Source organism: Pseudomonas sp. JV449 (assembly GCF_032424295.1).
Classification (GTDB): Bacteria; Pseudomonadota; Gammaproteobacteria; order Pseudomonadales; family Pseudomonadaceae; genus Aquipseudomonas; species Aquipseudomonas marginalis.
This window is the reverse complement of the sequence record NZ_VYKD01000004.1, coordinates 172,591-191,475: the sequence shown is the minus strand read 5'-3', so window position 1 is coordinate 191,475 and position 18,885 is coordinate 172,591. Positions and strand designations below refer to the sequence as shown.

Annotated in this window: 19 protein-coding genes; 7 read left to right on the top strand and 12 right to left on the bottom strand. The window is 61.7% G+C overall.

Going from position 1 to position 18,885, the window contains the following annotated elements:
- Positions 1-38: 38 nt before the first annotated feature.
- From F6S08_RS05080 to F6S08_RS05050, 7 genes are all read right to left on the bottom strand, one after another.
- A complete protein-coding gene (locus tag F6S08_RS05080; protein WP_065924507.1) occupies positions 39-857 on the bottom strand; it encodes a DUF4892 domain-containing protein in 819 nt (272 codons plus the stop codon).
- A 102-nt stretch (positions 858-959) separates the two neighbouring features.
- A complete protein-coding gene (locus tag F6S08_RS05075; protein WP_315871350.1) occupies positions 960-1,814 on the bottom strand; it encodes an alpha/beta hydrolase in 855 nt (284 codons plus the stop codon).
- Positions 1,811-2,614 carry an alpha/beta fold hydrolase gene (locus F6S08_RS05070; RefSeq protein ID WP_027607078.1) on the bottom strand — a complete coding sequence of 268 codons (804 nt, stop codon included), beginning with the start codon at positions 2,612-2,614 and terminating at the stop codon, positions 1,811-1,813. Before F6S08_RS05070 ends, F6S08_RS05075 begins: the two co-directional genes overlap by 4 nt.
- A 97-nt stretch (positions 2,615-2,711) precedes the next feature.
- Complete coding sequence (locus tag F6S08_RS05065) at positions 2,712-3,155, bottom strand: hotdog fold thioesterase (protein ID WP_065924505.1); 444 nt, start codon at positions 3,153-3,155, stop codon at positions 2,712-2,714.
- Positions 3,156-3,273: 118 nt separating this feature from the next.
- Positions 3,274-3,723, bottom strand: coding sequence for a phosphohistidine phosphatase SixA (sixA, locus tag F6S08_RS05060; protein ID WP_315871349.1), 450 nt, complete (start codon positions 3,721-3,723; stop codon positions 3,274-3,276).
- Complete coding sequence (locus F6S08_RS05055) at positions 3,720-4,067, bottom strand: DUF4389 domain-containing protein (protein WP_065939916.1); 348 nt, start codon at positions 4,065-4,067, stop codon at positions 3,720-3,722. Before F6S08_RS05055 ends, sixA begins: the two co-directional genes overlap by 4 nt.
- Positions 4,068-4,077: 10 nt before the next feature.
- Positions 4,078-5,103: an NAD(P)H-dependent glycerol-3-phosphate dehydrogenase gene (locus F6S08_RS05050; protein WP_065924502.1), complete on the bottom strand. Its 1,026-nt coding sequence runs from the start codon at positions 5,101-5,103 to the stop codon at positions 4,078-4,080.
- A gap of 195 nt (positions 5,104-5,298) precedes the next feature.
- On the opposite strand from F6S08_RS05050, the gene F6S08_RS05045 reads away from it, so the two are divergent.
- The 5 genes from F6S08_RS05045 to fabB all read left to right on the top strand — a co-directional run bounded on the left by F6S08_RS05045 (position 5,299) and on the right by fabB (position 12,245).
- Entirely contained in the window at positions 5,299-7,419 is a 2,121-nt protein-coding gene (locus F6S08_RS05045) for a TonB-dependent receptor plug domain-containing protein (protein ID WP_323146955.1), read from the top strand.
- Position 7,420: 1 nt separating this feature from the next.
- A complete protein-coding gene (locus F6S08_RS05040; RefSeq protein WP_315871348.1) occupies positions 7,421-8,350 on the top strand; it encodes an ABC transporter substrate-binding protein in 930 nt (309 codons plus the stop codon).
- A complete protein-coding gene (locus F6S08_RS05035; protein ID WP_137212855.1) occupies positions 8,347-10,248 on the top strand; it encodes an ATP-binding protein in 1,902 nt (633 codons plus the stop codon). The genes F6S08_RS05040 and F6S08_RS05035 overlap by 4 nt, the downstream gene beginning before the upstream one ends.
- Before the next feature lie 249 nt (positions 10,249-10,497).
- Positions 10,498-11,013, top strand: a complete 516-nt coding sequence (gene fabA, locus F6S08_RS05030; protein WP_003210552.1) for a 3-hydroxyacyl-[acyl-carrier-protein] dehydratase FabA — start codon at positions 10,498-10,500, stop codon at positions 11,011-11,013.
- Positions 11,014-11,024: 11 nt separating this feature from the next.
- A complete protein-coding gene (gene fabB, locus F6S08_RS05025; protein ID WP_074844724.1) occupies positions 11,025-12,245 on the top strand; it encodes a beta-ketoacyl-ACP synthase I in 1,221 nt (406 codons plus the stop codon).
- A gap of 105 nt (positions 12,246-12,350) precedes the next feature.
- Here the strand turns inward: fabB and F6S08_RS05020 are convergent, their stop codons facing one another.
- Positions 12,351-13,373, bottom strand: a complete 1,023-nt coding sequence (locus tag F6S08_RS05020; protein ID WP_315871347.1) for an amidohydrolase family protein — start codon at positions 13,371-13,373, stop codon at positions 12,351-12,353.
- Positions 13,374-13,514: 141 nt separating this feature from the next.
- Here F6S08_RS05020 and F6S08_RS05015 point away from each other — a divergent pair, with 141 nt between their 5' ends.
- Positions 13,515-13,931: an OsmC family protein gene (locus tag F6S08_RS05015; RefSeq protein WP_065924497.1), complete on the top strand. Its 417-nt coding sequence runs from the start codon at positions 13,515-13,517 to the stop codon at positions 13,929-13,931.
- A 64-nt stretch (positions 13,932-13,995) separates the two neighbouring features.
- Positions 13,996-14,862, top strand: a complete 867-nt coding sequence (locus F6S08_RS05010) for a pirin family protein (RefSeq protein WP_065947273.1) — start codon at positions 13,996-13,998, stop codon at positions 14,860-14,862.
- A gap of 46 nt (positions 14,863-14,908) precedes the next feature.
- On the opposite strand, the gene F6S08_RS05005 is transcribed toward F6S08_RS05010, so the two are convergent.
- The 4 genes from F6S08_RS05005 to F6S08_RS04990 all read right to left on the bottom strand — a co-directional run bounded on the left by F6S08_RS05005 (position 14,909) and on the right by F6S08_RS04990 (position 18,736).
- Positions 14,909-15,637, bottom strand: a complete 729-nt coding sequence (locus F6S08_RS05005) for a dienelactone hydrolase family protein (protein WP_315871346.1) — start codon at positions 15,635-15,637, stop codon at positions 14,909-14,911.
- A gap of 179 nt (positions 15,638-15,816) precedes the next feature.
- Positions 15,817-17,721 (bottom strand): molecular chaperone HtpG, encoded by a 1,905-nt coding sequence (htpG, locus tag F6S08_RS05000; protein WP_315871345.1) that lies wholly within the window; start codon positions 17,719-17,721, stop codon positions 15,817-15,819.
- An 89-nt stretch (positions 17,722-17,810) separates the two neighbouring features.
- Positions 17,811-18,263: a PaaI family thioesterase gene (locus F6S08_RS04995; protein ID WP_065924493.1), complete on the bottom strand. Its 453-nt coding sequence runs from the start codon at positions 18,261-18,263 to the stop codon at positions 17,811-17,813.
- Complete coding sequence (locus tag F6S08_RS04990; RefSeq protein WP_065924492.1) at positions 18,260-18,736, bottom strand: PaaI family thioesterase; 477 nt, start codon at positions 18,734-18,736, stop codon at positions 18,260-18,262. The genes F6S08_RS04995 and F6S08_RS04990 overlap by 4 nt, the downstream gene beginning before the upstream one ends.
- Between the last annotated feature and the right edge of the window lie 149 nt (positions 18,737-18,885).

Here is an 18,885-nt window from a genome sequence, read left to right as displayed (position 1 = left end):
CTTAGGCGAACGGCACGGGTCCGTTCGCCCTGTTGCGGTCAGCGTATCAGATGCAGGTGCAGGCCTTTGGTTTCAGTGCTGCCGGTTTCCAGGCGCGCGGCGCGCACGCCTTTGTCGACCAAAGCCTGGCGCCAGGCTTCGGCTTTCGGGCCGGTCAGGCTGACGCGCAAGGTCGTATCGAGGTTCAAGCCCCGGGAAATCAGGGTCAGCCAGGTGTCGTCGGGGTCGCCGCCAAGCGCGGGGAAATCCAGCTCACCGGTGCTTTTGAGCTCGCGCAACAAGGTGGCCGAGGTGGGCAACAGGTCGCCCAGCGGTGCGCCGGCATCCAACTGCTCCACATGCAGGTAGGCACGACGGTTGCCTCGGGTGATGCCGTAGATGGCCACCAGGGAGTTTTCCTGCGGGGCGGCGAGACGCAGCAGCAGGTATTCCTGCTGGCCGTCGGCACCTACCAGCTTGGCATTACCGAACACTTCGTTGGCCCACAGGCTGCTTTCACCGCAATCGCGGGCCTGGCACCAGAACAACAACTGCGCGCCGTTGGCCTGCAACGCTTCGCGCGTCGACGTGAACGCAGCACTGGAGGTGTGTTCGGCAGGCAGCTCGTAGGTAATCGCTGTGGCTTGCCCACGGGCGGTGGCCTGGCCCTCATAACGCAACTGGCCACTGATCTTGCGGATCGCCCCCATGGGGTAGATGCGTTCCTTTTCTTCAGCGGGACGGTAATCGACGATCTGTGCGTCGACCTGACGGGCCACGGCAGGCAGGTCCTGGCTTCCCGGCACATCGGCGGCGAACACCAAGGGGCTGAAACAGCACAGTCCGAGGGCACGTATACATCCTTTACGCAGGCTCATCGGATCGGTGAGCCCTGGCCATCAGAGGTCGCAGCAGTGTTGAGTTGGTTCATGGTTGACTCCCTTTCAATCCGCCCAGCCTCGGCAGTTGACCGCCCCAAGTCAAGGCGCGGAGAAGAACCGATTGAAACAGTCTGCAACAAGGACCGCACCAGGCTCATCATTCAGGTGTAAATGATGGCCACCCGGCAACGTGGTTACCGTAAAGGGTAGCTGGGAAAGCAATTCGGGATGTTTCGCCAACATGCCATCGGCGGCGACCACCAACTGCGTAGGGCAACCCACGCGGCGCACGAAAGCCATCGCCTGCTCATCGGTCAGGCGCATCGGCGATGCCAGGGTCAGGCGACTGTCCGAGCGCCAGGTATAACCGCCCGGCACCGGCATCAAACCGCGCTGGGCCAGCAGTTCTGCGGCTTCACGGCTCACGGCGACCAGACCTTTCATACGCGCCTCAACCGCCCGGTCGAGGGTGGTGTAGACCGGCTTGCGCTTATCCTGCAGATTCAATTGCGCCTGCAAGGCCATGCCCAGGCGCTCGGCGGCGTTCTCACCGCTGGCAGTGGGCGGGATCACGCCGTCAATCAAACCCAGGTGCGTCACCCGTTCCGGCAAGGCACCGGCCAGCACCAGGGACACGATGGCGCCGAGGGAGTGGCCGAGTAATGCAAAACGTTTCCAGCCCAGTTGCTCGGCAACGTGCAGCACGTCGTGGACGTAATCCCACAAGGCATAACCGGCACCTGTAGGACGATGCGCCGAATGCCCATGGCCGGCCATGTCCAGCGCCACGATACGCAAACCCGCAAGCTTCGGCGCCAGGCGTGCAAAGCTGTTGGCATTGTCCAGCCAGCCATGCAGGGCGATCACCGGCAAACCGTCCTCGGAGCCAAACAGATGGGCCGCCAACTCAATGTGCGGCAGGCTCAGGCGAACCTCTTCGACGGGTGTGCTCATGCGCAGCTGCGCTCCCGGGCTTCCCAGCGGGCGAACAGGGTCTTGATCAAGGTCGCGGTGTCCTGGGGGCGTTCGAGGGGAAACATATGGCCGCCGGGCATGGTGAGCATTTCGCCCATGGGCAGACGGTCGACGCCGCTGGCGTGGTGACGCATCACCACGCGGCTCTGGCGACCGCGCACCACCGCCAGCGGCACTTTCAATTGGCGCACCTGGCCGGGACTGGTGTGGGGCACGCCCCGGTAGATGCTGATTTCGGTGGCCGGGTCGAAACGCAGGCGCAGGCGATCACCCGCCTGGTACAGGCCGTGTTGCAGGTAGGCGTCGAAGCATTCCGGGTCGAAGCCTCGGAACAGGGTCTTGCCGGCGAAGTAGCTGCGCGCGGCGTCCAGGTCGCTGAATTCCTCACGACGGCCCAGGGTACGGCCGGCCGGCGTGAGGCGGTCGATAAAACCGAAGCGCTTGGCGGCGCGGATCACCCAACGGTCGGCGCGGGTCAATACCGGCGAATCGAGCATCACTACCCCGCGATACAGCTGCGGGCAGCGCAGGGCCGCGTGCAAATGCAGCACGCCACCCAGGGAGTGGCCCACGCCCCAGACGGGCTGCGGTTGCTGCTCCAGATGATGGATCAACTCGTCCACCAGGTTCTGCCAGTTATCGTCCACTGGAAACCTGGGGTCGTGACCGTGTTGCGGCAAGTGAGCCACCGCATACTCCGGGGCCAGGGCGGCAAACAGCTTGCCGTAGGTGGCCGAGGGGAAGCCATTGGCGTGGGCAAAAAACACGTGCTGCGACATAGCGGATCCATCTGCAAAAACCGAGATTGATTGTCACCAGGCCCAAGCCCCACAGCAATGACTGTAACTGCCAGGAATGATGACACTCACGCCACACCTATCGCGCCGGAGGGGTTTCGCCCAAAGGCACCACGGCCATGGTCAGCCGTGAGACACAGTTGCACTTGCCGTCATCGGTGGTCAGGCGAATGTCCCAGACCTGGGTGGTGCGGCCGATATGGATCGCCTTGGCCACCGCCGTCACCCGCCCGCTGCGCACACCGCGCAGGTGATTGGCGTTGACCTCCAGGCCCACGCAATAGAACTTGCTCGGGTCGATGCACAAATAGGCCGCCACGGAGCCGACGCTCTCGGCCAGAACCACCGACGCACCGCCATGCAGCAGGCCGTAGGGCTGGTGAGTGCGGTGGTCGACCACCATGCTGGCGGTGAGGGATTCCTCGTCGAAGCTTTCAAAACGGATGTCCAGCAGTTCACCGATGGTGTTTTTCTGGCCGGCATTGAGTTGCTCGATATTCGGTTGGGTGCGCCACAAGCTCATGGAATTGTCCTTATTGGTTTTATTACGGCCCTAATCCTGCCACACAACTGCCTCGCTGCGCTCGCTCCAACGAAAAGCGACGGACATAAGACCCGATCCTCTGTGGCCTGGCGGTAGCCTACGGATTCTTCAAGCTGACCAGGCTCATCAACCCCGCCAGCGGGAAGTCGCCCTCAAGCTCTGCCAGGCTGGCGGTGGACATCGGCTGCGGCTGGCGCTGATGGCCATGCTGCAGAAAACTGATCAAGCTGCCGACCAGGGGCTGATGACTGACCAGCAGCACGTTGTCATCACTGTCGAGCTTGCTCAGGACCTCCAGCGGATTGCCCTCCGGCGTGAGCCAAGGCACCGTGCGGATGTCCGGCGCAAAACCCAACGCGTCCCGCACCAGCTGTGCAGTTTGCTGCGCCCGCACGTACGGGCTGGCAAGGATCGCGCTGAGCGGCTGGCCGATCAGGTGCGCAGCACTGCGCAACACCTCGGCGCGGCCATGCTCGGTGAGGTTGCGCTCGGCATCCGTGCGGGCATGCGCCTCGGCCTCACCGTGACGCAAGACCCACACCTTCATAGCTTCGGCTCCTCATCCCGCACCGGGTGCGGCGCCGGCGGCACGCTGTGGGCGGCTTCGCCCTCGGGAGCGCGCGGGGTTGGCCAGTCGGCGAACGGCCAGGGCTTCTGCTCGGTGTGGAAGCTGCCAAAGCGGCCGATCTGGGCAAGAAACTGGCTGAGGCTGTCGCCGAAGTTCATCAGGCCGAGGTTCGGCGCGCTGTAGACCAGGCGGTAGATCAACTGCACCACCACCAATGCGCCGAGCAGGAACTGCGCCACCTGCCACACCAGGGCAAACACCAGCATCCACAGGATGCGCAGGACAATGGACTCGTACTTGGGGGCTGCTTTTGGATCGTTCATGGCGCGTTCCTCAGTTGAAACCACTGGTGGAAATAAAGTCGACGTCGGTTTTGGGCTCGGCCCGCATCAGCAACTCGATGACCTGGTTCAAGGTGCGCCCTTCAAACAGGATCGCGTGCAGCCCGGCGACCAGCGGCATGTACACGCCGACTTCCTGGGCCTTGGCCTTGAGCACCTTGAGGGTGTTGACCCCTTCGGCCACTTCACCCAGGCGCGTCACCGCGTCTTCCAGGCTCAGGCCCTGGCCCAGGGCGAAACCCACCTGGTAGTTGCGGCTTTTCGGCGACGAGCAGGTGACGATCAAGTCGCCCACGCCGGCCAGGCCCAGGAAGGTCATGGGGTTGGCGCCCTGGTTCACCGCGAAGCGGGTCATTTCCGCCAGGGCACGGGTAATCAGCATGCTCTTGGTGTTTTCGCCCATGCCCAGCGCCACCGCCATGCCGGCGATGATCGCGTAGACGTTTTTCAGCGCCCCGCCCAGTTCCACGCCAAAGCGGTCGCCACTGGCGTACACGCGGAAGGTCCGGCCATGCAGCACCGCCTGGACGCGCTCGCACAACGCCTCATCCTCGCTGGCGATCACCGTGGCGGTCAGCGCGTGCTCGGCGACTTCCCGCGCCAGGTTCGGCCCGGACAGCACGCCAATGCGCGCCTGGGGGGCGATCTCGGCGAGGATTTCGCTCATCAACTTGAAGGTCTGCGCCTCGATGCCCTTGGTCAGGCTGACCAGCAGCTTGCCCGCCAGGCGCTCGGCATGGGGCGCCAGCACCGCGCGCAAGGCGCTGGAAGGCAGCGCAACAAAGCACAGGTCGCAGTCCGCCAGGGTGGCCAACAGGTCGGTGACCGGCTCGACCGCCGGATGAATCTTGATGCCTTTAAGGTAACGCGGGTTTTCGCGGTGTACGCGAATGGCCTCGGCCTGCTCGGGATCGCGCATCCACTGGCGCACCGCATGACCGTTCTCGGCCAGCAGGTTAGCCACGGCGGTACCAAAACTTCCGCCTCCCAGGACCGCAATAGGGCGCTGTTCAGTCATATGCAATCCGTTAATCCATACCAGTGGCGATGGCGGCATTATACGGGGCGACCCGCTTGCGGCCAGCCCCCGTATCAAATCGTGGGCCTGTCGGGAAATGCCACGCCTGTGGGACGGAATTGCAAGGGCGGCGACTGGCAAATAGCCTCGCCTCGGTTAACATGGACGGCTATCCGTCACTATCAAGGCCATGTCGTGTATTTGGGCCCTCCTTCCCGTTCATCTCTACTGCTTATGCTGTTGTGCAGTGCACCTGCGCTGGCTGACGACCTGTTCCTCGACAGCCAGCCGCTGCCGCAGGTATTGACCGCCACGCGCCTCAAGCAATCGGCCGCCGCCGTGCCGGGCAGCATGACCGTGATCGACAGCGAGTTGATCAAGGCCAGCGGCGCAAGGGATATCAGCGAGCTGCTGCGCCTGGTGCCGGGGATGATGGTCGGCTACACCACCGGCAACCAGGCGGCGGTGAACTACCACGGCACCAGCGCCAGCGATGCGCGCCGCATGCAAGTATTGATCGACGGGCGTTCGGTGTACCGCGCCGGCCTGGCCACGGTGGACTGGAGCGACATTCCGGTGGCGATGGAAGACATCGAGCGCATCGAGGTCTTCCGCGGTCCCAACACCGTCAGCTACGGGGCGAATGCCTTGATGGCAGTGGTCAATATCCTCACGCGCTCACCGGCCAACAGCCATGGCTCACGGGTGAAGGTGATTCGCGGTGAGCGCGGTATCAATGACTTTTATGCCAGCCAGGGCGTGGGCTGGGAAACCGGCGATCTGCGCCTGTCGCTGTCCGGGCAACAGGACGATGGCTTTGACAGCGATGCCGTTGGCGCCGACCGCCGAGACGGCCGTCGCCTCAACCGCTTCAGCCTGGCAGTGAGCCAGACCTTGAACGCGCAACAGAGTATCGACTGGCAACTGAATGCCAAGGAAGGCACCAACCAGCGCCCTTACACCTACACCCCCGTATTCGCCGGGATTACCGAGGGCGGCGACAATTCCGATGTCACGGCCAAGGACTACGCCGGTTCCCTGCGCTGGAACTTTGATTTCAACCCAGAGCACAGCCTGTATATCCAAGGCTCGGCCCAGCAGTGGGACCGCCGGCAAATCTGGAAGGCCTGTGACGCCAAGGTCTCGTTCAGCCCCGAGCTGACCCAGTTGTGGCAGCTCAACCCCAACTATGCCGAACGGCTGGCCCGGCATATGGACACCTACAGCCAGGGCACCGCGCCACCGGGCAGCGCCGCCGAACAAGCCTTGGCCAACCAGGTACTGGACCAGTGGCGCAACGGCGCCAACCAGAGCGTATGCGGCGACATCGACCAGAGCACCCGCGAAAGCCGCTACGATGTGGAAATCCAGGACACCCTCAGCCTGTCCGACAGCCTGCGCCTGGTCAGCGGCATGAATTACCGCTACGACCGCGCCGACTCCGATACCTACTTCAACGGCACCCTGGACGACACCACCTGGCGCCTGTTCGGCCAGTTGGAATGGCGCGCCAGTGAACATTGGCTGCTGCAAGGCGGCGCCATGTTCGAAGACACGCACCTGAGCGGCCATTCGCTGACGCCAAGGGTGGCGGTCAACTATTTGATCAACCCGCGCCACGGCTTGCGCGCGGTGTACTCGGAAGCCATCCGTTCGCCGGACATGTTCGAGAACAATGTCAACTGGAGCTACCGCGTCACCAACCTCAGCTCACCGACCTATGGGCAGAGTTCCGGACAGTACTTCGTGAAGACGCGGGGCCCGGGCAACCTCGACAAAGAACTGATGCGCTCGCGGGAACTGGGCTACAACGGCTTCTTTGCCGACATCGGGCTGAACATGGACGTGAAGGTGTTCTACGACGAAATCACCGACATGATCAGCTCGCCGCTGCGCAATAACCAGTACATTGCCAGCAACGCCAACAGCTCACGCTTCACCGGCGCCGAGTCCCAGTTCGACTGGCGCGTGAGCAACGCCGACCGCCTGCGGCTGACTTACGCGTATGTCGACGCCACCACCAGCAACCCACTGGACAAAGCACAGACCGCGCGTAACAGTGGCTCGGCCGGCTGGTTGCGCGAATGGGGCCAAGGTTGGTCCAGCGCGCTGTTCTACTATGGCGACGACGCACTCAACCAATATCGTTTCGAACGGGTCGACCTGCGGGTGGCCAAGCGCATTGCCCTGGGCAAAGCCAACGTGGAGCTGGCCGGCATGTTGCAACAACGCCTCGATAACCAGCCCACCACCTGGGCCGACAACACTTACGACCATCGTCACGTACTCTACTTCAGCGCGGAGCTGGAGTTCTGAGATGGGCGACTCGTCACGGATGACCTTCTTCTTTATCTATAAGTTGCGGCGACTTGCCGGGCTGCTGGCCGGCCTGTTGCTGTGCGCACCGGCGTGGAGCGCCGAGATCCTGCTGACCGCCGCCGAAGACGGCGCCGGGGTGCAGGCCTTTACCCAGGCGCTGGCCCGGCAACGCCCCGAAGACCGCGTCACCTTCACGTCCCTTGCGGCCTTGCCGGCACCCAGCCACCTGCCCGCCGGCACGCGCCTGATCCTGCTCGACCTGCCCGGCCTCGACTGGCGCCTGCGGGATACCCAAGGGCCGCCGACGCTGGTACTGCGCATCAGTCGGCTACAAGCCCATCAGCGCCCGGAGGCCTCACGGCACGCGCGGGTCAGCCTGTTGTGGAGCGACCCGCCGCTGGAGCGGCAGCTGCGCCTGATCAGCAGCGTCCTGCCCCAGGCACGGCGCATCGGTGTGCTCTACGGCACCGACAGTGAATTCCTGCTGCCCGAATTGCGCCAGCACGCGGCGGCCCTGGAGTTGGAGATCGTGCCGCAGCGCTGGGACAACACTAACGACAGTCGCCCGCTGCAAACCCTGTTCAGGAACAGCGACGTGCTGCTCGGCCTCGATGACCCGCAGCTGTACAACCCGAAGACCGCTAAAAACCTGCTGCTGAGCAGCTACGCCCAGCAATTGCCGCTGTTCGGGCCCAATGCAGGGTTTGTGCGCGCCGGCAGCCTCGCCAGCACCTACAGCGACCAGGACGATTGGCTGGCGGTACTCGATCGTTTGCTCGACCAGCCGCCGGCCGCTTGGCCACGCGCGCTGTACCCCGACCACTTCAAAGTCGTGGGCAACGCGCAGGTCGCACGCTCACTGGGCATCGAACAGGTGGACGAAGCCAGCGTCGCCGCCCGAATGGCCGAAGGAGAAAAACGCCCATGACCTTGCGTCGTCGTTGGGACATCAATACCCGCACCCAGCTCATAACCCTGGGCCCGGCGCTGTTGCTGACGTTGCTGTTGATCAGCTTCTTCACCTTCGTGCGTATCCAGGACCTGCGCCAGGAACTGGACCACACCGGCCAATTGATCGCCAACCAACTGGCACCCGCCACCGAATATGGGGTGATCTCGGGCAACAACGATGTGCTCGACAGCCTGCTGCGCGCCACGCTGGCCACGCCCCATGTGCGCTTCCTGGAGATTCAGGACAGCAGCGAAAATATCCTGGTGTACGTCGAGCAACCCGCGGAGAAACACGACCGCGCGCTGTCGGTCAAAGTGTTCCAGGCGCCGATCCGCCTGCAGCATATCCAGTTGGGCAACGACTTTTTCCAGGACAACCTTAACGAACCCAAGGCCCCCCGCGCGGACTATCTGGGCCGGGTGATCGTCGGCATGTCCAATGACGCCTTCAGCCAGCGCCAGCAGGAGATCCTGTTCAAGGCCGGTATCCTCGCGCTGTTCGCCCTGCTGTTTACGTTCCTGCTCGCCCGGCGCCTGGCGGCGAGCCTGTCGCAACCGATCAGCGCCATGGGCAATGCGGTCAAGGCCATCCAGCAGGGCGACTACAAGACGCCGCTGCCGATTGTGGATGACTCGGAGCTGGGCGACCTGTCGCGGCATATCAACAACCTCGCCGAAGGCCTCAACCAGGCCAGCCGCGAACAACAGCAGGCCATGGCCCAGTTGATCCAGACCCGCGAAGAGGCCGAACGGGCCAACAACGCCAAGTCAGACTTCCTGGCCATGATGAGCCACGAACTGCGCACGCCGATGAACGGTGTACTGGGCATGCTACAACTGCTGGAAACCACCGACATGACCGAGGAACAGACCGAATACGCGGCGCTGGCCTCCGAATCCACCGAGCATTTGCTCAAGGTGATCAACGACATTCTCGACTTCTCGCGCATCGAACGCGCGGCCCTGGAGCTGGAACATATCCCCTTCAACCTGGCCGACCTGATCAACAGTTGCGCCCAGGCCTTCCAGCACAGCGCCCAGCAGCGCGGGCTGGCGCTCAAGCTGCCGATCCCGCCCGGCATGGACGCACTGCGGGTACAGGGCGATCCGACGCGGATCCGCCAGATCCTGGTGAACCTGATCGGCAATGCCTTGAAGTTCACCGAATACGGCACCGTCAGCGTCGAGCCCCATTGGCAGGTGCTCGACCATGAGTTGGTGTGGTTCACCTGCACCGTGCGTGACAGCGGCATCGGGATTTCCGCCGAGCGCCTGGAATTGATGTTCGATGCGTTCCAGCAGGCCGACAGTTCCATTTCAAGACGTTACGGCGGTACCGGTCTCGGGCTGCCCATCGCCCGTACCCTGGCCGAACGCATGGGTGGCACGCTGCGCGCGCAGAGCGAAGAAGGCCGTGGCTCGGTGTTTACCCTGGAAATCCCGCTGGCCATCGACCCCCACAGCCAGCCGTCGATCGCCCTGGATGCCGAGGGCAAGCACAGCGCCGGCGAGGGTCGCCATGTGTTGCTGGTGGAGGACAATCCGGTCAACCGCGCCGTGGTCGAAGCCATGCTGCGCAGCCTGGGCTTTGAAGTCAGCCTGGCCACCGATGGCGCCGAGGCGATCCGCAGTGCCGAGAGCCTGATATTCACCGCGATCCTGATGGATTGTCGCCTGCCCTTGATCGACGGTTATGAAGCCACCCGGCAGATTCGCCAACTGCCCGGCTGCGCCGACCTGCCGATCATCGCCCTGACGGCCAACGCCTTGCAGGGCGACCGGGAAGCCTGCCTTGCGGCTGGAATGAACGATTACCTGGCCAAGCCGTTCAAACGCACGGATCTGCAGCAAATCCTGCAGCGCTGGGTGCAATAGCGGCGCGCCACTAGCCAACTCCGACTGGCGTGAAAGACGAAAGTGCGGCAGTCTTAGGCACCCGAACGGGCCCATAAACAGGCTCGGTTTAAAATTTCAGTGAACAAGTGTACATTCAGTACCTTGCCGCTGTGACTTTCACTACAACGCAATAGTCTATGTGTAGGCTGCCGACATGAGGCATGAACGCTTCATTCGGTTCGGGAAGATTTGCCCTACCCTGCCGCATGGGATTATTGAGGAGCTCGCATGACCAAACAAAACGCCTTTACTCGGGAAGACCTGCTGCGCTGCAGTCGCGGTGAGCTGTTCGGCCCAGGTAACGCGCAACTGCCCGCCCCGAACATGCTGATGGTGGATCGCATCACCCATATCAGCGAAGAGGGTGGCAAGTACGGCAAAGGTGAATTGGTCGCCGAGCTGGATATCACCCCGGACCTGTGGTTCTTCGCCTGTCACTTCGAAGGTGACCCTGTCATGCCTGGCTGCCTGGGCCTCGACGCCATGTGGCAACTGGTCGGCTTCTACCTGGGCTGGCAAGGCCTGCCAGGCCGTGGCCGCGCCCTGGGTTCGGGCGAAGTGAAGTTCTTCGGCCAGGTCCTGCCGACCGCCAAGAAAGTCACCTACAACATTCAAATCAAGCGCGTCCTCAAGGGCAAGCTGAACCTGGCCATCGCCGACGGTTCGGTGACTGTCGACGGTCGCGAGATCTATACTGCCGAAGGCCTTCGGGTCGGCGTATTTACTTCCACTGACAACTTTTAAGGGTTATCCGCATGCGCCGCGTCGTTATCACTGGTCTGGGCATCGTTTCTTGCCTGGGCAATGACAAAGAGACCGTCACCGCTAACCTGCGTGCAAGTCGCCCTGGCATCCGCTTCAACCCGGAATATGCCGAAATGGGTCTGCGTAGCCAGGTTTCCGGCTCCATCGACCTGCCCCTCGAAGAACTGATCGATCGCAAGATCTATCGCTTCGTGGGCCACGCTGCCGCCTATGCCTACCTGGCCATGAAAGACGCCATCGCCGACTCCGGCCTGAGCGAAGACCAGGTATCGAACGTACGCACCGGCCTGATCGCCGGCTCCGGCGGCGCATCGACCCTCAACCAGATGGAAGCGCTGGACATCCTGCGCGAAAAAGGCGTGAAGCGCGTTGGCCCGTACCGTGTCACGCGGACCATGGGCAGCACCGTTTCGGCCTGCCTGGCCACGCCGTTCCAGATCAAGGGCGTGAACTACTCGATCTCCTCCGCATGCGCCACCAGTGCACACTGCATCGGTACCGCCGTCGAGCAGATCCAACTGGGCAAGCAGGACATCGTGTTCGCCGGCGGCGGCGAAGAAGAACATTGGAGCCAGTCGTTCCTGTTCGACGCCATGGGCGCCCTGTCCACCCAGTACAACGAAACCCCGGAAAAGGCCTCCCGCGCCTACGATGCCAAGCGTGACGGTTTCGTCATCGCCGGCGGTGGCGGCATGGTGGTGGTCGAGGAGCTGGAGCACGCCCTGGCCCGTGGCGCCAAGATCTACGCGGAAATCGTCGGCTACGGCGCCACTTCCGATGGCTACGACATGGTTGCGCCAAGCGGTGAAGGCGCCATCCGTTGCATGCAGATGGCCATGTCCACCGTGGATACCCCGATCGACTACCTGAACACCCACGGCACCTCGACTCCGGTCGGCGACGCCAAGGAAATGGAAGGTGTACGCGCGGTATTCGGCGACAAGGCTCCGAAAATCAGCTCCACCAAGAGCCTGTCGGGTCACTCCCTGGGCGCCGCCGGCGTTCACGAAGCGATCTACTGCCTGCTGATGATGGAAGGCAACTTCATGGCCGGTTCGGCCAACATCGACGAGATCGACCCGGTCGTCGCCGATATGCCGATCCTGACCAAGACGGTTGAAAACGTCAAAGTCGACACCGTGATGAGCAACAGCTTCGGCTTCGGTGGCACTAACGCCACCCTGGTCCTGAAACGCTGGCAGGGTAAGTGAGCCCCGCAGGTTGATCACATGAAAAGCCCCGACTGGTTCGGGGCTTTTTTATGGGCGACGGGATTTGAGACCGCAACCGCATTTGCGTGAGACGAAAACGCAATATCAACGCGCACCCTCATCGCCGCGAGGTTTAGGCAGGATGGCCAGGAAGTTGTCCCTCGCCACTTTGCGGGCAACGTCTTCAGGCAATGCATCAAGGAAGACATCAAAGCGGTGCATTTCCTCACCCAGCTTGTTGAAACGCCCGACGACATCCGAACCCAGCATAAAGCGCTCCGGGAAGCGCTCCACCAGCGTTACCCACTCCGGCCGAGGCTTGCCCCCATCATCCAGCAAGTACGGCGTGAGCATGCTCCAGGACAGGTCGATATACAGGTTGGGGTAAGCCTCGAGCATACGGTTCAAGGTGGGTAGCAAAAAGTCCATTTGCACCTGGTGGCGGTGAATTTCCTTGCTGGTGCCGGCGTGAGCCCAGATAAAGCGGGTGTGCGGGTGGTTGCGCAGCGGCTCTTCCACTTCGGCGAGGTACAGCGGGTTACGCTCGCGCTTGGAGGTGATGTTGGAGTGCAGCATCACCGGCAAGTCGTTTTCCGCCGCCAGGTGATAGATACGCGTCATGGCCTCGTTGTTGGCGCGCGGGGTATCCCCCGATGTGAGGGCGGTAAGGTCGTCGTGACGGGTAAACACTTCACCGATGCCCTGCCACAGCCCCGGGTTGAGGTCGAGCATGCGCTGGATATGGGCATCCGAATTCTTGTCATTGGGGTTGAAGCCGGACAGAAATGGATGAAAGTGCTGGCGCTGTTCAGGTGTCAGTTTATTTACCGCTGCGGCAACAATCACGTCCGTGGCGCTGTACCAATAGGCATCCGCGTCATCACCGGTGTAGTAGCGCGGGCGCTTGGGCTCGTCTTCGTGCCATTTCTTTGCGACGGGAATGCCGGAAATCATGACATGCTCGATGCGATTTTCTGCCATCGCCTTGAGCAACGTGTCCATCCCCGCCGTTTCCTGGAAGAAATCCACGTAATGCAGGTGGGCATCGCTGTAGGCATAGTCGCGAGTCTGCGCGGCAAGACTGTTGGCGGCGAGCAACAGGGCGAGACTCAAGCGGGTCAAGGGCACGGTATAACCTCGATAAGGGCGAATACCGGTAGACCTTGCGTGTCGTACCGGGGTTCAGCCGGCAAAAAAATGTGGAACACCCCCGTGCCAGCATGCTCTATAACTGCATGACCTTCCTTCTGCCAACCCGTGAGGTTTGCCATGCCTGTTACCGTCAATACGCTGAACGCCGACAACTTCCGCCACAGCGTCAATATCAATAACCACGAGCTGTTTACCGACCTGCCCAAGAGCCTGGGTGGTGACGACTCGGCGCCCTCCCCCCACGATTACTTCGACGCCGCGCTGGCATCGTGCAAGGCGCTGACCGTCAAGCTCTATGCCCAGAAAAAAGACATCCCCCTGACCGGCGTGACCGTGGAAGTCACCCACGACGCCAGCGAAGAGCAAAAGGGCAAATACAGGCTCAACGTCAAGCTGACGCTCAAGGGCGTACTCACCGACGAACAGCGCGACGAGCTGCACCGTGTGGCCGATCGCTGCCCGGTACACAAGCTGATGACCACCGCCGAGGTCACCATCGAAACCCGCCTCTCTGAAGGCGCGTTCAGCCAATAGCGGCAACCTCCCGTCGAGCGGGTTATGCTCATTACCCTACAACCCGCTCAGACTGGGACGCACCATGACCACCCTCACCGTGATCCGCCCACGCCCCGAAGATGTCGAAGGCCAGCCGATCCTGCGCCCGCTGCCCTCGCGGGAATGTCGCAGCGTCGGGCCCTTTGTGTTTTTCGACCATATGCTGCCTACCCGCTATGCACCGGGCAGCGGCATGAACATCCGCCAGCACCCGCATATCGGCCTGTCCACCCTCACCTATCTGTTCGAAGGCGCACTGCAGCACAAGGACAGCCTGGGGTCGGATCAAGTGGTAGAGGCCGGTGATGTCAGCTGGATGACTGCAGGCGGTGCAATCGCCCATGTCGAGCGCACACCCGAGGCACTCAAGGCCCACGGTTTCAGCATGCATGGCCTGCAAGTGTGGCTGGCGTCGCCCAAGGACCACGAAGCGGGGCCGGGACACTACAGCCATCACCCTGCAGCGAGCCTGCCGGTGAGTGACAACCTGGGCGTGCGGATTCGCCTGATCGCCGGCAGTGGCTTCTGCCTCAAATCACCGGTGCCGGTGCTGTCGCCTACGTTGTATGCAGATGTACACATGCAAACGGCCACGACCCTGCTGATTCCTGACGAGCACGAGGAACGCGCGGTGTATGTGCTGGAGGGTGAAGCCCAGTTGGAGGGTGAGCGGCTTGAGGTGCACAGCCTGGTGGTATTGCCGGCCGGGCAGGCAATGACCCTGTTCGCCGAGAGCGATTGCCAGTTGGTGGTGTTTGGCGGAGCACCGCTGGATGGGCCACGGCGGATCAATTGGAATTTTGTCGCGAGCGATCCGTTGAAGATCGAGCAGGCCAGGCAACGCTGGGCCGCTGGGGATTGGCCGACGGTGCCGGGTGAAACTGAAAGAATTGAGTTGCCGGTGAGATAGCTATCGGGGGCAAGCCCCCGATGACGCCGGAACAGGCGCTGAAGATTCAGCCCTTGAACACTTCATCCAGCAAGTTATGCATCGACCGGAACGCCCGTGCAGCGGTCTTGGCGTCATACATCATCTTGCCCGGCACATTGGTATCCGGGTCAGTGAAGGAATGCACCGCACCGCCGTAGCTCAGCAATTGCCAATCCACGCCGGCCGCGTTCATTTCATCTTCGAACGCCGGCAGTTGCTCTTTCGGCACCAACGGGTCGGAAGCACCGTGCAGTACCAGCACTGGACCCTTGATGTTTTTCGCGTCTGCCGGGTTCGGCGTGTCGAGGGTGCCGTGGAACGATACGGCAGCCTTCAATGGCGCACCGGTACGTGCCAGCTCCAGGGAGCAGCAACCGCCGAAGCAGAAACCAAAGGTGGCCAGCTTCGAGGTGTCCACTGCCGCTTCGGTCTGGCCCTGCAGCTGCTCAAGGGCAGCCTGCATGCGCTTGTTCAGCAACGGGCGATCATTCTTCAACGGCATCATTGCGGCGCCGGCTTCATCGCCATTCGACGGGCGCACGGTTTGCCCGTAGAGGTCGGCGATCAGCACCACGTAGCCCTTGGCGGCAACGCTCTTGGCGATCTCCTCGGCACCCGCACTCACCCCCATCCAGTTCGGCGCCATCAGCAGGCCGGGCAGCGGGTTCTTTTGGCTGGCATCGAACGCCAGGCGGCTTTCATAAGACTGGCCATCAATCTGATAGACCACGGAACGCACAGTGACTTGGCTCATCATTTTCTCCAGTTGAAGATCACTAGAACGGAAATAGGCTGTAGGTGCGAGCTTGCTCGCGAAGAACCTCAACGATCACGCGGGCAACCTGACACCCAGCGCCGCCCGCAGTTTTTTCGCGAGCAAGCTCGCTCCTACAAACGAAAAAACCCGCCGAAGCGGGTTTTTCTACAACGGTATCAAACCGACAGTTCAACCAACAGCTTGTTCAGTCGGCGCACGTAGGCGGCCGGGTCCTTGAGGCTGTCGCCAGCGGCCAGGGCCGCCTGGTCGAAAAGGATGTGGGACAGGTCGCCAAAGCGCTCTTCGCTCTGCTCGCCGTCGAGTTTCTCGATCAACGGGTGAGCCGGGTTGAATTCGAAGATCGGCTTGGAGTCCGGGACCTTCTGGCCGCTGGCTTCGAGGATCTGGCGCATCTGCATGCCCAGGTCCTGCTCGCCGATGGCCAGGATCGCCGGGGAATCGGTCAGACGGTGGGAAACCCGCACTTCGCTGACGGCATCGCCCAGGGACGCCTTGATCCGCTCAACCAGGCCTTCTTTGGCCTTGGCGACCTCCTCGGCTTCTTTCTTCTCTTCCTCGGAGTCCAGGTTACCCAGGTCCAGGTCGCCACGGGCCACGTCGACAAAGGATTTGCCGTCGAACTCGTTGAGGTAGCTCATCAGCCACTCATCGATACGGTCGGTCAGCAGCAGCACTTCGATGCCTTTCTTACGGAAGACTTCCAGGTGCGGGCTGTTCTTGACCTGTGCGTAGGTTTCGCCGGTGAGGTAGTAAATCTTGTCCTGGCCTTCCTTGGCACGTGCCAGGTACTCGGCCAGGGACACCACCTGCTCGCCCTCTTCACCCTGGGTGGAAGCAAAGCGCAGCAGACCGGCGATTTTTTCCTTGTTGGCAAAATCTTCCGCCGGGCCTTCTTTCATGACCTGGCCGAAGTTTTTCCAGAAACCCTTGTATTGCTCTGGCTCGTTCTTCGCCAGTTTTTCCAGCATGTCGAGTACGCGCTTGGTCAGCGCCGACTTCATGGAATCGATGATCGGGTCTTTTTGCAGGATTTCCCGCGACACGTTCAGCGACAGGTCATTGGAGTCGACCACACCCTTGATAAAGCGCAGGTACAGCGGCAGGAACGACTCCGCCTGGTCCATCACGAACACGCGCTGCACGTAGAGCTTCAGGCCTTTTGGCGCTTCACGCTGGTACAGGTCGAACGGCGCACGGGCCGGCACGTAGAGCAGCGAGCTGTATTCCAGCTTGCCTTCGACCTTGTTATGGCTCCAGCTCAGCGGGTTTTCGTAGTCGTGGCCGATATGCTTGTAGAACTCCTGGTATTCCTCGTCCTTGATATCGGTACGCGGACGGGTCCACAGGGCACTGGCGCGGTTGACGGTTTCCCATTCCTGGGCAGGCTTCTCTTCACCTTCGGCAGCCGCTTGTTCTTTCGGCAGCTCGATCGGCAAGGCAATATGGTCGGAGTACTTCTTGATGATATTGCGCAGGCGCCAGCCGTCGGCGAACTCGTCTTCACCGGATTTGAGGTGCAGGACGATGCGGGTACCACGGTCAGCCTTGTCGATGGTGGCGATTTCAAATTCGCCCTCGCCCTTGGAAGCCCAGTGCACGCCTTCGCTGGCGTCAAGGCCGGCACGACGGCTGAACACTTCAACCTTGTCGGCCACGATGAAGGCCGAGTAGAAGCCCACACCGAACTGGCCGATCAGGTGCGAATCTTTCTTCTGGTCGCCGGACAGGTTTTTCATGAAGTCGGCGGTACCGGATTTGGCGATGGTCCCCAGGTGGGTGATCGCATCTTCACGGCTCATGCCGATACCGTTGTCTTCGAGGGTGACGGTATTGGCGTCTTTGTCGAAGCTCACACGGATTTTCAGTTCCGCGCCGCCTTCCAGCAGTTCAGGCTTGGACAGGGCTTCGAAACGTAATTTGTCGACAGCGTCAGAGGCGTTCGAGATCAATTCGCGAAGGAAGATTTCCTTGTTGGAATACAGCGAATGGATCATGAGGTGCAGCAGTTGCTTCACCTCGGTCTGGAAGCCCAGGGTTTCCTTTTGAGTTTCCACACTCATGGTCATCAAACTCCAATTGGATGGCAGTGGCCGCGCCCTGAAGGGTTGGCGGCGGGTTGTCATCAAAGTTGGGGGCTAAGAGCAGGATTTCAAGGGCGGACCACGTCCTCGATCTTGAAATGCGCACGGGCGGTGGCGATGGGCTCGGCGGCGGTGGTTTGCCAGGCGGTGATCGCCACATTCGCCACCCGTCGGCCCTGGCGCCACACCTGGCATTTGGCGTAAGTGTCGCGAAACTGGCCGGCGCGCAGGTAATCGAGGGAGAAATCGATGATTTTCGGGAGGCCCGGCGCTCCGGTAAACACCAGCAGGTGCAACGCCGCTGCCAGTTCCATGAAGCCGGCAATCACCCCGCCGTGAAGCGCCGGCAATATGGGGTTACCAATATTGTCCTTGTGGGCCGGCAGGCGAAACAGCAATTCATCCCCCAGCCGGGTGCATTCGATACCGATCAGTTTGGCGTAGGGAATCAGGTCCAGCAGCGCCTCGTAGTTGCCGCGCTGATGAGCCTGTTCCAGGCGGGTCTTGAATCGATGGGTCATGCCTGCTCTCCCTTGATCGCGCGCCCCAACCCGTGGGTGCCCTTGAGACGCTTGCCCATGCGCATGAAAGTGCCCACCACATGGGCGATGGGTTGTTGCGGATCGTCCTGGTAGGCAAAACCACGGGTGAAGATCACGTCGGTGGTCACCCGGTAGCATTGGGCGAAACCATATACCGGCTTATGCGGCTCGGCGGGATGCATATAGTCGACACGCAGGTCCAGGGTCGGGCACACCTCGAACTCCGGCAGGACACACAGGGTGGCCATGCCGCAGGCGGTATCCATCAAGGATGTCAACGCGCCACCGTGGATCACGCCGGTCTGGGGATCACCCACCAACTGCGGGGCGTAAGGCATGGCCAACGTGATGCCCTCCTCGCTGGCATGATGAACGCTGATACCCAGCACCTGACAATGGCGCAAGGCCGAGACAAAGCGCGTCGCGCGCTCTAACAAGGGATTTTCGGTCATTCGTTGCAGACTCTTATTAGTGTTGATGGGCGAAATAGACGGTGCGGGCGAAAGTTCCTTTGAGGTCGTTGTTTATATATCTGTGGAATAAAAGGAACTAATGCTGAACGGCCATGCTCGAAAGGCCAGTAGATATCTTCACTAAGGAG

Excerpts from the sequence above, each read along its gene's own strand:
- F6S08_RS05080 (WP_065924507.1), bottom strand. The coding sequence starts at position 857 with ATGAGCCTGCGTAAAGGATGTATACGTGCCCTCGGACTGTGCTGTTTC.
- F6S08_RS05075 (WP_315871350.1), bottom strand. The coding sequence starts at position 1,814 with ATGAGCACACCCGTCGAAGAGGTTCGCCTGAGCCTGCCGCACATTGAG.
- F6S08_RS05070 (WP_027607078.1), bottom strand. The coding sequence starts at position 2,614 with ATGTCGCAGCACGTGTTTTTTGCCCACGCCAATGGCTTCCCCTCGGCC.
- F6S08_RS05065 (WP_065924505.1), bottom strand. The coding sequence starts at position 3,155 with ATGAGCTTGTGGCGCACCCAACCGAATATCGAGCAACTCAATGCCGGC.
- sixA (WP_315871349.1), bottom strand. The coding sequence starts at position 3,723 with ATGAAGGTGTGGGTCTTGCGTCACGGTGAGGCCGAGGCGCATGCCCGC.
- F6S08_RS05055 (WP_065939916.1), bottom strand. The coding sequence starts at position 4,067 with ATGAACGATCCAAAAGCAGCCCCCAAGTACGAGTCCATTGTCCTGCGC.
- F6S08_RS05050 (WP_065924502.1), bottom strand. The coding sequence starts at position 5,103 with ATGACTGAACAGCGCCCTATTGCGGTCCTGGGAGGCGGAAGTTTTGGT.
- F6S08_RS05040 (WP_315871348.1), top strand. The coding sequence starts at position 7,421 with ATGGGCGACTCGTCACGGATGACCTTCTTCTTTATCTATAAGTTGCGG.
- F6S08_RS05035 (WP_137212855.1), top strand. The coding sequence starts at position 8,347 with ATGACCTTGCGTCGTCGTTGGGACATCAATACCCGCACCCAGCTCATA.
- fabA (WP_003210552.1), top strand. The coding sequence starts at position 10,498 with ATGACCAAACAAAACGCCTTTACTCGGGAAGACCTGCTGCGCTGCAGT.
- fabB (WP_074844724.1), top strand. The coding sequence starts at position 11,025 with ATGCGCCGCGTCGTTATCACTGGTCTGGGCATCGTTTCTTGCCTGGGC.
- F6S08_RS05015 (WP_065924497.1), top strand. The coding sequence starts at position 13,515 with ATGCCTGTTACCGTCAATACGCTGAACGCCGACAACTTCCGCCACAGC.
- F6S08_RS05010 (WP_065947273.1), top strand. The coding sequence starts at position 13,996 with ATGACCACCCTCACCGTGATCCGCCCACGCCCCGAAGATGTCGAAGGC.
- F6S08_RS05005 (WP_315871346.1), bottom strand. The coding sequence starts at position 15,637 with ATGAGCCAAGTCACTGTGCGTTCCGTGGTCTATCAGATTGATGGCCAG.
- htpG (WP_315871345.1), bottom strand. The coding sequence starts at position 17,721 with ATGAGTGTGGAAACTCAAAAGGAAACCCTGGGCTTCCAGACCGAGGTG.
- F6S08_RS04995 (WP_065924493.1), bottom strand. The coding sequence starts at position 18,263 with ATGACCCATCGATTCAAGACCCGCCTGGAACAGGCTCATCAGCGCGGC.
- F6S08_RS04990 (WP_065924492.1), bottom strand. The coding sequence starts at position 18,736 with ATGACCGAAAATCCCTTGTTAGAGCGCGCGACGCGCTTTGTCTCGGCC.